The 13,358-nt window shown below is 64.5% G+C and carries 14 protein-coding genes and 1 pseudogene; 5 read left to right on the forward strand and 10 right to left on the reverse strand.

The annotated features are described in order from the left end of the window. Together Q8R73_RS06330 and Q8R73_RS06335 are read left to right on the forward strand one after the other, a co-directional pair. Positions 1–280, forward strand: a 280-nt coding sequence (locus Q8R73_RS06330; protein ID WP_305718685.1) for a hypothetical protein, incomplete at its 5' end; no start/stop codon positions are given. 53 nt (positions 281–333) lie between these two features. Beyond that, a complete protein-coding gene (locus tag Q8R73_RS06335; RefSeq protein ID WP_305718686.1) occupies positions 334–1,176 on the forward strand; it encodes a tellurite resistance TerB family protein in 843 nt (280 codons plus the stop codon). A 76-nt stretch (positions 1,177–1,252) separates the two neighbouring features. Here Q8R73_RS06335 and Q8R73_RS06340 read toward each other — a convergent pair whose 3' ends face one another. The 8 genes from Q8R73_RS06340 to Q8R73_RS06375 all read right to left on the reverse strand — a co-directional run bounded on the left by Q8R73_RS06340 (position 1,253) and on the right by Q8R73_RS06375 (position 7,898). Then, positions 1,253–1,561 carry a hypothetical protein gene (locus tag Q8R73_RS06340; protein WP_305718687.1) on the reverse strand — a complete coding sequence of 103 codons (309 nt, stop codon included), beginning with the start codon at positions 1,559–1,561 and terminating at the stop codon, positions 1,253–1,255. Between the two features lie 85 nt (positions 1,562–1,646). Continuing rightward, a complete protein-coding gene (locus Q8R73_RS06345; RefSeq protein ID WP_305718688.1) occupies positions 1,647–2,930 on the reverse strand; it encodes an RNA polymerase sigma factor in 1,284 nt (427 codons plus the stop codon). A gap of 31 nt (positions 2,931–2,961) precedes the next feature. Further along, positions 2,962–3,360 carry a YciI family protein gene (locus tag Q8R73_RS06350; RefSeq protein WP_305718689.1) on the reverse strand — a complete coding sequence of 133 codons (399 nt, stop codon included), beginning with the start codon at positions 3,358–3,360 and terminating at the stop codon, positions 2,962–2,964. Positions 3,361–3,535: 175 nt separating this feature from the next. Beyond that, positions 3,536–4,234 carry an AprI/Inh family metalloprotease inhibitor gene (locus Q8R73_RS06355; RefSeq protein WP_305718690.1) on the reverse strand — a complete coding sequence of 233 codons (699 nt, stop codon included), beginning with the start codon at positions 4,232–4,234 and terminating at the stop codon, positions 3,536–3,538. Then, complete coding sequence (locus tag Q8R73_RS06360) at positions 4,234–5,220, reverse strand: 2-hydroxyacid dehydrogenase (RefSeq protein WP_305718691.1); 987 nt, start codon at positions 5,218–5,220, stop codon at positions 4,234–4,236. Before Q8R73_RS06360 ends, Q8R73_RS06355 begins: the two co-directional genes overlap by 1 nt. After that, the gene (locus tag Q8R73_RS06365) at positions 5,220–6,053 is read right to left on the reverse strand and encodes an ABC transporter permease (protein WP_305718692.1); all 834 of its coding nucleotides are present in this window, start codon (positions 6,051–6,053) and stop codon (positions 5,220–5,222) included. Before Q8R73_RS06365 ends, Q8R73_RS06360 begins: the two co-directional genes overlap by 1 nt. Continuing rightward, the gene (locus Q8R73_RS06370) at positions 6,050–6,853 is read right to left on the reverse strand and encodes an ABC transporter ATP-binding protein (protein WP_305718698.1); all 804 of its coding nucleotides are present in this window, start codon (positions 6,851–6,853) and stop codon (positions 6,050–6,052) included. Before Q8R73_RS06370 ends, Q8R73_RS06365 begins: the two co-directional genes overlap by 4 nt. 22 nt (positions 6,854–6,875) lie before the next feature. After that, on the reverse strand, positions 6,876–7,898 hold the full coding sequence (locus tag Q8R73_RS06375; protein ID WP_305718693.1) for an ABC transporter substrate-binding protein: 1,023 nt from the start codon (positions 7,896–7,898) through the stop codon (positions 6,876–6,878). A 129-nt stretch (positions 7,899–8,027) separates the two neighbouring features. On the opposite strand from Q8R73_RS06375, the gene Q8R73_RS06380 reads away from it, so the two are divergent. From Q8R73_RS06380 to Q8R73_RS06390, 3 genes are all read left to right on the forward strand, one after another. Then, entirely contained in the window at positions 8,028–8,858 is an 831-nt protein-coding gene (locus tag Q8R73_RS06380; RefSeq protein WP_305718694.1) for a creatininase family protein, read from the forward strand. A gap of 128 nt (positions 8,859–8,986) precedes the next feature. Then, positions 8,987–9,241: a hypothetical protein gene (locus Q8R73_RS06385; protein WP_305718695.1), complete on the forward strand. Its 255-nt coding sequence runs from the start codon at positions 8,987–8,989 to the stop codon at positions 9,239–9,241. Between the two features lie 331 nt (positions 9,242–9,572). Next, positions 9,573–10,982 carry a carbohydrate porin gene (locus tag Q8R73_RS06390; RefSeq protein ID WP_305718696.1) on the forward strand — a complete coding sequence of 470 codons (1,410 nt, stop codon included), beginning with the start codon at positions 9,573–9,575 and terminating at the stop codon, positions 10,980–10,982. A 194-nt stretch (positions 10,983–11,176) separates the two neighbouring features. Here Q8R73_RS06390 and Q8R73_RS06395 read toward each other — a convergent pair whose 3' ends face one another. Both Q8R73_RS06395 and Q8R73_RS06400 read right to left on the reverse strand, forming a co-directional pair. Beyond that, positions 11,177–12,808: an FMN-binding glutamate synthase family protein gene (locus Q8R73_RS06395; protein WP_305718697.1), complete on the reverse strand. Its 1,632-nt coding sequence runs from the start codon at positions 12,806–12,808 to the stop codon at positions 11,177–11,179. Positions 12,809–13,204: 396 nt separating this feature from the next. After that, positions 13,205–13,358 (reverse strand): annotated as a pseudogene (locus Q8R73_RS06400) (ferredoxin--NADP reductase); the annotation flags it as partial.

Consider the following 13,358-nt stretch of genomic DNA (forward strand, 5'->3'; position numbering starts at 1 on the left):
GACGGGGATCAAGATGTTGCTGATCTTCGTGAATCTCATATACGGCAAGATCGATCCGGCGATCTCACTCGGCGTGACCTTCAGCCTGCTGGCAGGCGGCTTCCTGTTTCGATCTGGAAAACACGGTCGGTTCTTGCTCACCAGCCCGCCCGCGCCGACGCGGCGGGCGCAGCGCCACTGCGCGAATTCGTCGACAAGTGACATGTGGCATTCCGACAACGAGGACCCATTGAGATTTCCGATTGATGTCATTTGCGCCGAGACGATGGAAAGCAGGTAGGAGTTTCCATATCAACCAAGCCGCGCGCAGCGCCCGGCTTACGAAAGGAGACCATGATGATCGACATCAACCAGTTGCTGACCCAAGTTATGGGCGGCGCCCTGGGCCAAGCCGGTCCGGAGGACACCAATCAACGCGGCACAGGTCCCCGTGAGCCGGTGACTGCGGGACGCAGTGCACCCATAACCTATGGCCGCTCGCAATGGCCCACGGCGCAGCAGATGTCCGACCAGGCCAACGGGCTCGGCGGCTATGTCGGCGCGCTTGGAACGGGAGCGCTCGCAGGCGGACTGGCCAGTATGCTGTTCGGCAGCAAGCGCATGCGGGAAGTCGCCGGAACCGTCGTGCAGGTCGGCGCCGTAGCTGCGATCGGTGGCCTAGCCTACAAGGCCTACCAGAACCACCGGCAAGGCAAGCCGATTGTTCCGCAGAGCATCACCGACATGCTCGCCGGCGGGTTGCCGCAACCGCACGACCCGAACGCGGCCCAACCCTCATCCATGGAAGCGTGGATTCCGCCACAGCATCGATCGGCAGACGTGGCCCGTTTGCTGCTGCGCGCCATGGTTGCCGCGGCCACGGCCGACGGTCACCTCGATGCAGCCGAATACGATCGGATCGGCCAGCAACTGCGTGCCAGCGACCTGAATCAGGAGGAGCAATTGTTCCTCAGCCAGACCATCATGCGCCCCAGCACGATCGAAGAGCTGGCCGCGGCGGCGGACTCGCCGGAGCTCAGGGCCGAGGTCTATGCAGCGGCGCGGCTTGCGATCGATCCAGACGCCCCGGTGGAGCGCGACTGGCTGGAGCAGCTTGCGGCCGCCCTCAAACTGGAGCCGGGACTCAAAGCGCATCTGGATGCCATCGGCGGCGCAGGGCAGGCACAAGCAGCCTAGCGTTCGGCGATACCCCGGCCGGTTCGCTGGCCGGGGCGCGCCGGGAAAACGTCGGCAACGGCAAGCCCGTGCTCAATCAGCTCTGATCGCCGTATCGTTCGGTAACCGCCGCCGCGACGAACTTTCGGCGCCCGGCGCTGCCCGGGCGCACGTTCTGGGCGGCGCACCAGTCCGGGAATGTGGCGGGGTCGATCGGGACGCGCAGCACGACGTGGCCATAGGCCTTGAGGCCCTGCTCCATTTCCTCGGCGATCTTCAGCCACTCCTTCCAGCTCGGCGGAAGCTTGTCGCCATCGTCGAAGATTTTCAGCAGCGCCGGATAGTCTTCTTCCCTGATCCAGTAGGCGCCAACGGCGGGCGGTGGCCTGTCCTCGAAACTGGTCATACGCGTTCTCCGGCCGATTCGGCTTGTCACTACCACGAACGGGGCAGCCATGATCGCCTCTATTGCCGGTCCCGGGCTCGGCCCGTTATCCCGGCCTCGCCGCGGCCTCCGCTTCCGCCGCGCGGCGCCTGAGCAATTCTCGCTCGCGCATGTTGCCCGCAAGTTCCGCCGCCGTCTCGAATGCGGCGCGGGCTTCCGCGAAACGGCCGAGCCTGTGCAGCAGGTCGCCGCGAACGCTGCCGAGCAAATGATAGTTTTTTAGCGCGGGCTCATGCGCCAGGCGATCCACCAGCGCCAGCCCCGCTGCAGCGCCCTCGGCCATGCCGACGGCTACCGCGCGGTTGAGTTCGACGATCGGCGAGCGCGCCAGCGCCGAAAGCTCCGCATATAATGCCGCAATGCGCGGCCAGTCGGTCGCAGCCGCCGTGCCCGCCTGGGCATGACAGGCGATGATCGCGGCCTGCAGCGCGTAAAAGCCGCCGGCGCCGCCGAGGTCGCGCGCCCGCGCCAGCGCCTGCAATCCGCGCCGAATCTGGAACTGGTCCCAGTGCGCCCGGTTCTGTTCCAGCAGCAGGATCGGCTCGCCGGCGGCATCGGTACGCGCCGCCATCCGGGAGGCGTTCAGCTCCATCAGCGCCAGCATGCCGTACGCCTCCGGCTCCCGCGGCGCGATCGAGACGAGCACGCGGGCCATGCGCAGCGCCTCGTTGCAGAGCTGCGGGCGCATCCAGTCGTCACCGCGGGCGGCGGTATAGCCCTCGTTGAAAATGAGATAGACGACCTCGAATACCGAGGCGAGCCGTTCCGAAAGCTGCTCGCCGCGCGGGGTCTCGTAAACCAGCCCGGATTCCGACAGCGTGCGCTTGGCGCGCACGATGCGCTGGGCGATGGTCGCTTCCGGCGTGAGGAAGGCGCGCGCGATCTCCGGGGTGGTCAGGCCGCAGATCATCCGCAGAGCCAGCGCCGCGCGCGCCTCGCGCGACAGGCGCGGATGGCAGGCGGTGAAGATCAGCCGCAGCAATTCGTCACCGATGTCGTCGTCGAGCGCGGCGTCGAGATCGGGCATCGCCTGCTGCTCCTGCGCGAGATCGAGCGCCACCATCCCGTGCTTGCGCGCCAGCATCCGGCCACGGCGCAGATGATCCAGCGCCCGGCGCCTGGCGGTCGCCATCAGCCAGGCGCCGGGCTGTTCCGGCACGCCTGTCGCGGGCCAATGCTCCAGCGCCGCGAGCAGGGTTTCCTGGGTCAGGTCCTCCGCCAGCGGCACATCGCGCAGCATCCGCGCCAGGCTGGTGATCAGCCGCGGCTGCTCGTTGCGCCAGACCGCGAGGATGGTGCGATGGGTGCGATCGATACCGGCGGCCGTCATGGCCGCCGGCTGGCTTGACCGGGTGCGCGCATCAGGCGTGGGCGAGCGCGCCGACCTGGCCGGCCTGGCAGCCCGTATCCTCCGGACCGGCCATGGCGCGGACCTCGCAGGTGCCTTCCCAGCCCGGCATGTGCTGCCGGTGCAGCTGCATGAATTCGACCGCCGAGGCCATCGCCTCCTCCTTGTTGCGGAACTCGAAAATCGCGTAGCCGCCGATCACTTCCTTGGCCTCGACGAAGGGGCCGTCGATCACGCTGAGCTCGCCGCCCCTGATGCGCACCTGCGCGCCGGTCTCGAGCGGCATCAGCCCGCCCATGTCGATCATGCGGCCGGCCTTGATCTCGCGGTCGGCGAGCTTGCCCATCGCCTCCATCAGTTCCGGCGTCGGCATATCGGTGTGGGCGGAGGTGACGATAGACATAAAGCGCATGCTGGACTCCTCTGAGGCGAGCCCCGGGCCCCAAGCCCGGCGAAACTGTCTCGCTAATGAGAAAGACGAACCAGCCGGCGGCGGATCGACATGAACGGTGCAAAATAAGTCAGCGAAACACCGGCCGGTCGAGCCGCGAGGACCGCCCCGGTTCCTGCCGGGCCGCCTCGCGCAGCTACTGCCGCAGCATGATCAGGGGATCGAAGCTGTCGGGCACTCGCCGCCACTGCGCGTTGTCGTCGGCCTCGAACTGCCAGGCGTCGCCCCCGGCCGACATCAGGATCATCTGGCCGCGGTCGAGCCGCCACCGGGTCGGCGCGAACGCCGCGATCGCCGGATCGCATTTCGGCTTGAGAAAGACCTGGAAATTGTCCTGGTCGGCCTCGGTGTTGGTCAGCGTCAGGCCGCAGATCGGCACACCGTTGCTGCGCACCATCGCCCAGTCGCCGATCATCTGATCCATCGATTTGGCGAGCGAGCGTGCCGCCGCGAGATTCTGCAGGATATAGATGCCCTCTCCCTGTCGAAGGCCCTCGAAAATCCCGCTCTCGACCTCGGTGAAGTCGATCACGGGCTGGCCCGTGGCGTCCTGCAGCCGCACGATATCCAGACCCTTGATGGTCCAGTCCGTGATGTCCCGGGTGAAGGGCAACGCCGCCCCGCAACCCGGCTCCAGCTCGAGCTTGAAGCCCTGCGGCGAAGCATCGCCCTTCAGCGTCACGACGCAGGTTTTGCCGCGCTCGGTGGTCGACAGCTCCCACTGGCCGATCATGTCTTTCTTGAGGGTCGCGGCATCCTGCGATCGCGCCGGCGTTGCGGCGGCGAGCAACGCCAGCAGCGCCGGCACCGCGATGCCAGAGCAACGTCCCGACATCAGCGACCTTTCACCGGCGTTTCCGCGACCGGTGTCAGCGGCGGCTTGCCGGCGAACCAGGCTTTCAGATTGTCGACCACCAGTTGATCCATCGCATTGCGCGTTACCACCGAAGCCGAGCCGATATGCGGCAGCAGCACGACATTCTGCATCGCGCGCAATTCCTCCGGCACCGCCGGTTCCTTGGCGAACACGTCGAGCCCGGCTGCCAGAATGGTGCCCGACTTCAGCGCCGCGATCAGGGCCTGCTCGTCGACTACCGAACCACGCGCCACGTTGATGACGACGCCGCGCGGCCCCAGCGCCTTCAGCACCTCGGCATTGACGAGGTTGGCGGTCGCGGCCCCGCCAGGGACGATCACGATCAATGTATCGACCGCCTTCGCCATCTCGATCAGGTCGGGATAGTGCTTGTACGACACGTCGGCCGCGGGCTTGCGCGAATGATACACCACCGGGACCCGCGAGGCGTCGAGCCGGCGGCCGATTGCCTGGCCGATCCGGCCCATGCCGACGATGCCGACCTTGCGGTCGCGCAGCGAACCGACGCTCAGGGGATAGTTCTGCGTGGTCCAGAGCCCGGAGCGCAGATAACGGTCGGCCTTGACGAATTCGCGCAGGGTCGCGATCAGAAGTCCCATCGCGACGTCGGCGACCTCCTCGGTCAGCACATCGGGCGTATTGGTGACGACGACACCGTGTTCGCGGGCGTAGGCGGAATCGACGTGGTCGTAGCCGACGCCGAAAGAGGCGACGATCTCCAGCTTCGGGAACAGCGCCAGCGCGGACTTGTCGGCGTGCACGGTGTGGTAGGTCACCGCGATGCCGCGGACCTTCTCCGCCACCGCCGCCAGCCGCTCGAGGTCGTGCTTGGTTTCAGCCGCATGCAGGATGAACTGGTCGGAAAAACCGTTCTGAAGTATGGGCCTGCCCGGCCCATAGATCAGCAGGTCGATTTTTTCCGAAGAGATATTTCCGGCAGCCATCAGTTGTCCTTTCCAGTCGCACTTTCGTGCCAGCGCCGCAGCACCAGATGCGAGGTTAGCGCCAGCAGCGCATAGATGACAATCCCCGCGGCGGAGAGCAACAGCAGTGCCGCGAACATCCGGGGAATGTTGAGACGGTAGCCGGATTCGGCGATCCGGTAGGCGAGGCCGGATCCGGCGCCGGCGGAACCGGCCGCAATCTCGGCGACCACGGCGCCGATCAGCGACAGGCCGCCGGCGATCCGCAAGCCGCCGAGAATATACGGCAGTGCGGCCGGCAATTTGAGGTAAGCGAGCGTCTGTAGCCGCGAGGCGCCGTACAGCTGAAACAGTCCGGCCAGGTTGCGATCCACCGAATTCAGCCCGAGCGTGGTGTTGGACAGCACCGGAAAAAACGCGACGATCCAGGCGCACGCCACCACCGCGGTCTGCTGCGGAAGATAGATCAGCAGCAGCGGCGCGATTGCGATGACAGGCGTCACCTGCAGGATCACGGCATAGGGAAACAGCGAATATTCCAGCCATTTCGACTGGTTGAACAACAGCGCCAGCACGATGCCGCCGACGGCGGCGGCTAAAAAGCCCTGCAGCGTGGTCGATAGCGTGGTCAGAAGCGACCCCGACAGCACCGCCCAGTCGCCGACCAGGGTCTGGAACACGACCGACGGCGCCGGCAGCACATAGGGCGGAATTTCGTTGACCCGCACCACGAACTCCCAGGCCGCAATGCCGGCCGTCAGCACGATGACCGGAAGCAGGATGCGCAATAGCAAGAGCGGGCGGCTGCCATGGGTCTGCCTCGCGGCCGCTGGCGCTGATAGAGGGGCGCTCATCGGACAGAAGGCCCCTGATACGACGGCGCCAGCGCGCCGGAAACCCTGCGGCAATAGCCGGCATAATCGGCGGAGGTACGAAACTCCTCGGCGCGCGGCTCCGGCGCCTCAATGCGAAACTCGGCGCCGATCCGACCAGGTCGTGCCGTCATCACGATCACCCGCTGCGACAGATACACCGACTCGAACACCGAATGCGTGACGAAGATGACGGTCTTGTTCAGGCTTCGCCACAGCGCCAGCAGGTCGTTGTTGAGTCTGAAGCGGGTGATCTCGTCGAGCGCCGCGAACGGCTCGTCCATCAGGAGGATGTCGGGATCGGTGACCAGCGCGCGCGCCAGCGACACCCGCATCTTCATGCCGCCGGACAATTCGCGAGGGAACGCATCGGCGAAATCGGCAAGCCCCACACGGGCCAGCGCCGCGCCGACGCGCATCGCGGCTTGCGCCGCCGGGACGCGGGACAGTTTCAGCGGCAGCCGGACATTCTCCCGCACGCTGGCCCATGGCATCAGCGTCGGTTCCTGAAACACGAAGCCGATCCTCGCGCCATCGGAAGCTTGCACGACGCTGACGCTGCCCGAAGTCGGAGCGCTGAGGCCGGCGATCAGCCGCAAGGCCGTCGATTTGCCGCAGCCCGACGGCCCGAGCAGCGACACAAACTCGCCCTTGCGCACGTCGAGGTCGAGCGGGCCGAGCGCCGCCACGCCGTTGTCATAGACCTTGGTGACACCGCGCAGGCTGACGGCCAATCCCGCGCGAGGTATACCGAGGCCGGAGTGGGCTGCGGGCTCGGCCATCGTGCTCTGGCTCATCATGGGTTCATTGATTTCTGGGCCGCAGATCAAGGCCGACGCCCTTGTTGATGAAACGAAGCGAGTAGGCCTTGCGGAAGTCGATGTCGCGGCGCACCACGCCGGCCCGCGCCATCTTGTCGAAGAAGCTGCCGACCCGGGCATCGCTCATGGCGCCGATGCCGTCCTTCAGCGTGTCGCCGGAATCGACGATGCCGTAGATCTTCATCCTGCTGACCGAATAGGCGATCAACTCGTCGGTCATTTCCGGATTGAACTTCTTGATCATGGCGTTGCCGGGCGCGTTGTCGCCGTACAGATAGTTGTACCAGCCGATGATGGAGGCATCGACGAAGCGCTGCACCAGATCCGGCTTCTTGTCGACGAGGTCGCGGCGGGTCTCGATCAGCGTCGAATAGGCGCTGTAGCCGTAGTCCGCCAGCAGGATGATTCCGGGTTTGAACTTGGCGGCCTTCTCGACCGCATAGGGCTCGGAGGTGACGTAGCCCTGCATCGCGCTCATTCGGTTGGCGATGAAAGGCTGCGCGTTGAAGGTGTAGGGCCTGACCTTGCCTTCGCTGAAACCATATTCGGACTTCAGCCACTGAAAATAGCTCGTGATCCCCTCCTTGGAGACGAACAGCGTCAGCGGCTTGAGGTCTTCGAGCTTCGTGACCTTCGAATCCGGATGGGTGAGGAAGACCTGCGGATCCTTCTGGAAGATGGCGGCGATCGCGACCACCGGCACATTGTTGGCGACCGCATCGAACGACATCAGCGTGTTCGCGGCCATGAAAAAATCGATCTTGCCGGAGATAAGCAGCATCCGGTTGTTGTCGTTGGGCCCGCCGGGCACGATGGTGACGTCGAGCCCGTATTTCTGGTAGGTGCCGTCGGCCACGGCCTGGAAGAATCCGCCCTGCTCGGCCTGCGCCACCCAGTTGGTCCCAAACGAGACCTTGTCCAGAGTCTGCGCCGTCGCCGGCGCGCTCATCGCATGGAGGGCCAGCAGGATTGCGGTTAACGCTCGCGGCAAAAAGACCGGCTTCATGATTGGACTCCGTCGATCGTTCTGGCCCATGATGGAAGGAAATGGACGCTCCAGGGGGACTGGCTACGCCCCGAAATGGCTACTCCTGCAAACTACCCTGCAAATCGACCCAAAGAAACGCCTCACTCGATGACTTCCTTGCTTCCGCCGCGCGACTGGACGACCATCGACTGGCCTGCGATTTCCAGGGCCGATGCGGCGCGGTGGATCGCGGTGTTGCCGCTGGCGGCGACCGAGCAGCATGGCCCGCATTTGCCTGTCGAAACCGACGTCATGATCGGCGAGGCCTATCTGGCCCGAGTGCGCGAATTGCTGCCGCAAGGCATTCCCGCGACGTTCCTGCCGATGCAGCCGGTCGGGATTTCCACCGAACACATTCATTATCCCGATACGCTGACGCTGCCGACCGAGGTGGCGCTGAAGGCCTGGATGGGACTCGGCGAAAGCGTCGCGCGCGCCGGGATCCGGAAACTGGTGATGGTCACGAGCCACGGCGGCAATAGTGCGGCGATGAGCCTCGTCGCGCAGGACCTGCGCGCGCAACACGGGCTGCTCGCGGTGACCACGAGCTGGTCGCGCTTCGGCACGCCCGAGGGATTGTTTTCGGCGGAAGAGTTGCGCCACGGCATCCACGGCGGCGCGGTCGAGACCTCGATCATGCTGGCGCGCTATCCGCAGCATGTTCGGAAGGACGCGATCGCCGATTTTCGGCCCCGCAGCATTGCGATGGAAAGGCAATACCGCTGGCTTTCGGCGCACCGGCCGGTGCCGTTCGCATGGCAAGCCCAGGACCTGCATCCCAGCGGTGCCGCCGGCAATGCGACGCTGGCCACGGCCGAGAAGGGCGAGCGCCTGCTCGATCACGGCGCGCATGCCTTCTGCGAGCTGCTGGCCGATGTCGACAAGTTTGATCCGGCGACGCTGTCGACCGACAGGCAGAGCAATTTTCCACCTAATTAACTGTAATTACTGCGGAATATTCATTACTTCGAATTAATGGGCCGGCACTCGAACCGGATTTGAGGACCCTCCGTCCAACTGGGCATGCGGACCACAACGGTGCCGCGCTCAACCGGATGGAGTTTTCCATGTCGATCAAGACCAGGATTGCTGCCCTTGCTCTCGCCACGCTTGCCGTCACCGGCGGCATCGCTTCTTCCACCACCCAGGCCCAGGCCAGCCCGAAATGGGTCGGACCGGCTCTGTTCGGCGCCGCCGTCGTCGGCACCGCGATCGTCGCCTCGAACCACGGCCACTATTACGACTATCGCCGCTGCGGCTGGGTTCGCCAGTTCGACATCTACGGCCGCTACATCGGCCGCATCCGCACCTGCAACTTCTGATCGACCGAATTGGAGCGGCGCTGTCAGCCGCTCCAACCGTGGATACTGCGTCCGGCACGGGCGCCTCATCCACCCCGTGTCGCACCCGACCCGCCCGGTTGTCCCCCCGGGCGGGTCATTTTTTGAAATGTCAGTTCGCTCCGGTTCGGTGTCGTGTTGTTGCACGCCTGTCACAGCGAAATGTCATTCGATGGTCCCAAACCTTCTTGCGCATAATTCGCAGGTTATTGGGTCGATCTGCCGGCCTCCCTTCAATCTCATCGCGTTCGCAGGCGCGCGTGAGATAACGAGAGGGGTCGCCGGGGCGAATGGAATTTGTGCTGTGAAACCGATGGCGCGCAGGGGTTGGGGACTTTTCGCTGCGGGCGCGGCGTTTCTGGCGGCAAGTCATTCCCTCGCGCAGCAGGACACCGAGGCTCCCTTGGCCGATCTCGACGCCCAGAAAGGCGTTGCGCACCGGCTCTCGATTGCCAGCAGCCTGCCATACAACGGCGACCCTTTCGGCACCCGGGCCTGGTTGACCCGACATGGCGTCACCTTCGGATTCGTGTACACGACCGAGGGCCTCGCCAACGTGAGGGGCGGCATCAACCGTGCCGCCGTCTTCGGCAGCAAGTTCGAGGCGCTGTTCGGAATAGATTTCGGCAGGCTTGCCGGTTGGGACGGCCTGACGCTGTTCAGCAACATCTTCCACGTTCAAGGCGATGGCGGACCGGGACGCAGCCTGGTCGGCAATCTCAACACCATCAGCAATATCGAAGCGCTGCCGAGCACCCGGCTTTCCGAATTGTGGCTGCAACAGGCCTTTCTCGGTGGCATGGCCAGCCTTCGCGCCGGCCAACTCGTGGTCGACACCGAATTCCTGTTCAGCCAGTATTTTAGCTTCTTCCTCTCCAGCGACTGGCCGACCAATCCGGCGGTCAACATTCCAAGCGGCGGCGCTGCCTATCCGCTGTCGACGCCCGGTCTTCGGCTCAAGGTCGATCCGACGCCGCAAACGACGTTCCTGCTCTCGGTGTTGAACGGCGATCCGGCCGGCCCCGGCCTGAACGATCCCGAACTGCGCAACCGCTACGGCCTCAACTTTCGCGTCAACGACCCGCCCTTCGTAATAAGCGAGTTTCAATACCGCTACAACCAGGATGCCAACTCGACCGGCCTTGCCGGCGGCATCCGCTTTGGCGGATGGCATCACTTCGGCACATTCGACGATCTGCGTTTCGACACCGCCGGCCATTCGCTGGCAAGCCCGCTCAGCACCGGCATCGCGCGCCGGCTGCGCGGCAATGACGGGATCTATGCCGTCATCGACCAGCAATTGTACCGGCCGCCCGGCGGCGATGTGAATTCCGGCGTGGCGATGTTCAGCCGCGCTGCATACAGTACGTCCGATCGAAGCTTGAACGACTTCTATCTCGACGCCGGCATCATCTTTGCCGGTATGCTGCCGTCGCGCCCGGCGGACATCTTTGGCGCCTCGTTTCTCTACGCGCACATGTCGAATCGCGCGCGCGGGCTCGATCGCGATATCCGCTTGTTCACCGGCATGCCGGTGCCGCTGCGCGATTTTGAACTCTCTTTCGAGTTCACCTATGCCGCCGCGATCGTTCCAGGCTGGACCATCTATCCCACGGCCCACCTCATTTGCCATCCCGGCGGGAACGTGCCCGCCCCGGGATCGCCGACCGAACCGATCAAGAATGCGGTGGTGATCGGAATGCGGTCGGTGATGCAGTACTAGTGCGGACCATCCGAGATCGGCGAGTCGCTTGCTGCCCATGCTTCGAGACGCACGCGTCGCTCGCTCCTTGCATGAGGTTGTGGTGTTTCAGCAAGTTGAACCTTATCCCGAGGAGCGGCGTCTTCGCCGCGTATCGAGGGATGGCAGCAACACGGATTTATCATGCCAGGTGCCGGACCGGTAGCGAATGCCGATCATGACGCCGCGGCGAACGACTCCGCCCGCGCCATGTCCCAGGCCTCGCGAAAGCGCGGATCGCTGGTGCCTTCGATCAGTTCACCCGGGCGCAGCGGCGGATAGAGTTTTGCAAATGACAAGACCTCCGTGGTCGATGTCCGCTGCGAGAAGTGGATCGGCCGGATCTGCTGCGGGTGATCGAGGCCCGCGGCGGCGAGCAGTTCCGCCAGCGCATGCAGGGTGGCGTGGTGATAATTGTATACCCGGTCGATCTTGTGCGGCACCACCAGCGCGCGGTTGCGCGACGGATCCTGCGTCGTCACCCCGGTCGGGCAACGGTCGGTGTGGCAGCTCAGCGACTGGATGCAGCCCAACGCAAACATGAAGCCGCGCGCCGAATTGCACCAGTCGGCGCCGATCGCCATCGCCCGCGCCATGTCGAACGCGGTCGCGATCTTGCCGCCGGCGCCGATCCGGATGCGGTCGCGCGCATTGATGCCGACAAGTGCATTGTGGACGAAATTGACGCCCTCGCGCATCGGCATACCCAGATGGTCCATGAACTCCAGCGGCGCTGCGCCGGTGCCGCCTTCGTTGCCGTCGACCACGATGAAATCAGGATAGATCCCGCTCTGCAGCATGGCCTTGCAGATCGCGAGAAACTCCCAGGGATGGCCGATGCACAGCTTGAATCCGGCGGGCTTGCCGCCGGACAGCCGCCGCATCTCGCCGATGAACGCCATCATTTCCAGCGGCGTCGAGAACGCCTTGTGATACGCCGGCGAGATACAATCCTCGTCCATCGCCACGCCCCTGATCCTGGAGATCTCCTCGGAGACCTTGGCCGCCGGCAGCACGCCGCCATGGCCGGGCTTGGCGCCCTGGCTGACCTTGAGCTCGACCATCTTGATCTGGTCGTGGGCGGCGACTTGCGCGAACAGCTCCGGATTGAACGTGCCATCGCGGTTGCGGCAACCGAAATATCCGGAGCCGATCTCCCAGATCAGGTCGCCGCCATTCTCCTGGTGGTAGGGGCTGACGCCGCCCTCGCCGGTGTCATGCGCGAACCCGCCCTTTTTGGCGCCGGCGTTCAGCGCCCGCACCGCATTGGGGCTGAGCGCGCCAAAGCTCATCGCCGAGATGTTGAACACCGAGGCCGAATAGGGTCTGGCGCAATCCGGGCCGCCGATGGTGACGCGGAATTTCTCGCTGGCATGCGTCTTGGGCGCCATCGAATGGTGCATCCATTCGTAGCCCTCCTTGTAGACATCCTCCTGGGTACCGAACGGCCGCTTGTCGAGCACCATCTTGGCGCGCTGATAGATCACGGCGCGGGTGTCGCGGGAAAACGGCATGCCGTCCTTCTCGCTCTCGAAGAAGTACTGGCGCATTTCCGGCCTGATCTCCTCGAGCAGGAAACGCAAATGCCCCGAGATCGGATAATTGCGCAGAACCGCGTGGTTCTCCTGAACGAGGTCGCGGATGCCGAGCACGGTGAGACCGCCGAAGATCAGGATCGGAATCGCGACCAGTTCCCACACCTTGAGCTTGGCATCGAATATCCCGATAGCGACGAGCAATGCCGTGACGACGGCGCAAATCGTCAGAACGATGTAGCGCGGCGTGAACGGAATCATCAGCGTTTCCATGGGACCCCTCCGGCAGAATGCGCCGCGTTATCTTTGTCGGCCTTGAGCCTAATCGAACATCAGGACAATGCTGTACACGATAGCAGGCGTTACAGGTTACGGATATGACGGCGGACCGTTTCGGGAAGCTAGCGAAACTGCGGACGAAAAATCAACGCGTCAGGCCGCGCGGGGCGGCGACGCTCGCAATGTTGTTGCACTGCAATGTGGAGGGAGGGAGCGGGTCAGGTCAGGCTATCGCGCGCGATGAGCCCGGATTGACCGGCAAATTCTGTGGCCCCGGTGAGGCAGTTTGGCCTGCTCGTGCAAGTTGTCGTAAAGTTCACAGCAGTCGCCAAGTGTCCCGGGTCTGCGAAGCAGCGTGAAAGGCGCTGCACCGCGTCCTGGATACCAGAGCTAACGCTCGACGAACGCCTTCTCGATGACGAAATGGCCGGGCTCGCTGTGGCTGCCTTCGAGAAAGCCGCGGGTTTCGAACATCGCCTTCAGCTCTTCCAGCATGCCGGGGCTGCCGCACATCATGATGCGGTCGGTTGCGATGTCGAGCGGC

It is taken from the genome of Bradyrhizobium sp. (assembly GCF_030697065.1).
Lineage (GTDB): Bacteria > Pseudomonadota > Alphaproteobacteria > Rhizobiales > Xanthobacteraceae > Bradyrhizobium.

Coding starts and splice junctions, on each gene's coding strand:
- Q8R73_RS06335 (WP_305718686.1), top strand. CDS start 334: ATGATGATCGACATCAACCAGTTGCTGACCCAAGTTATGGGCGGCGCC.
- Q8R73_RS06340 (WP_305718687.1), bottom strand. CDS start 1,561: ATGACCAGTTTCGAGGACAGGCCACCGCCCGCCGTTGGCGCCTACTGG.
- Q8R73_RS06345 (WP_305718688.1), bottom strand. CDS start 2,930: ATGACGGCCGCCGGTATCGATCGCACCCATCGCACCATCCTCGCGGTC.
- Q8R73_RS06350 (WP_305718689.1), bottom strand. CDS start 3,360: ATGCGCTTTATGTCTATCGTCACCTCCGCCCACACCGATATGCCGACG.
- Q8R73_RS06355 (WP_305718690.1), bottom strand. CDS start 4,234: ATGTCGGGACGTTGCTCTGGCATCGCGGTGCCGGCGCTGCTGGCGTTG.
- Q8R73_RS06360 (WP_305718691.1), bottom strand. CDS start 5,220: ATGGCTGCCGGAAATATCTCTTCGGAAAAAATCGACCTGCTGATCTAT.
- Q8R73_RS06365 (WP_305718692.1), bottom strand. CDS start 6,053: ATGAGCGCCCCTCTATCAGCGCCAGCGGCCGCGAGGCAGACCCATGGC.
- Q8R73_RS06370 (WP_305718698.1), bottom strand. CDS start 6,853: ATGGCCGAGCCCGCAGCCCACTCCGGCCTCGGTATACCTCGCGCGGGA.
- Q8R73_RS06375 (WP_305718693.1), bottom strand. CDS start 7,898: ATGAAGCCGGTCTTTTTGCCGCGAGCGTTAACCGCAATCCTGCTGGCC.
- Q8R73_RS06380 (WP_305718694.1), top strand. CDS start 8,028: ATGACTTCCTTGCTTCCGCCGCGCGACTGGACGACCATCGACTGGCCT.
- Q8R73_RS06385 (WP_305718695.1), top strand. CDS start 8,987: ATGTCGATCAAGACCAGGATTGCTGCCCTTGCTCTCGCCACGCTTGCC.
- Q8R73_RS06390 (WP_305718696.1), top strand. CDS start 9,573: ATGGCGCGCAGGGGTTGGGGACTTTTCGCTGCGGGCGCGGCGTTTCTG.
- Q8R73_RS06395 (WP_305718697.1), bottom strand. CDS start 12,808: ATGGAAACGCTGATGATTCCGTTCACGCCGCGCTACATCGTTCTGACG.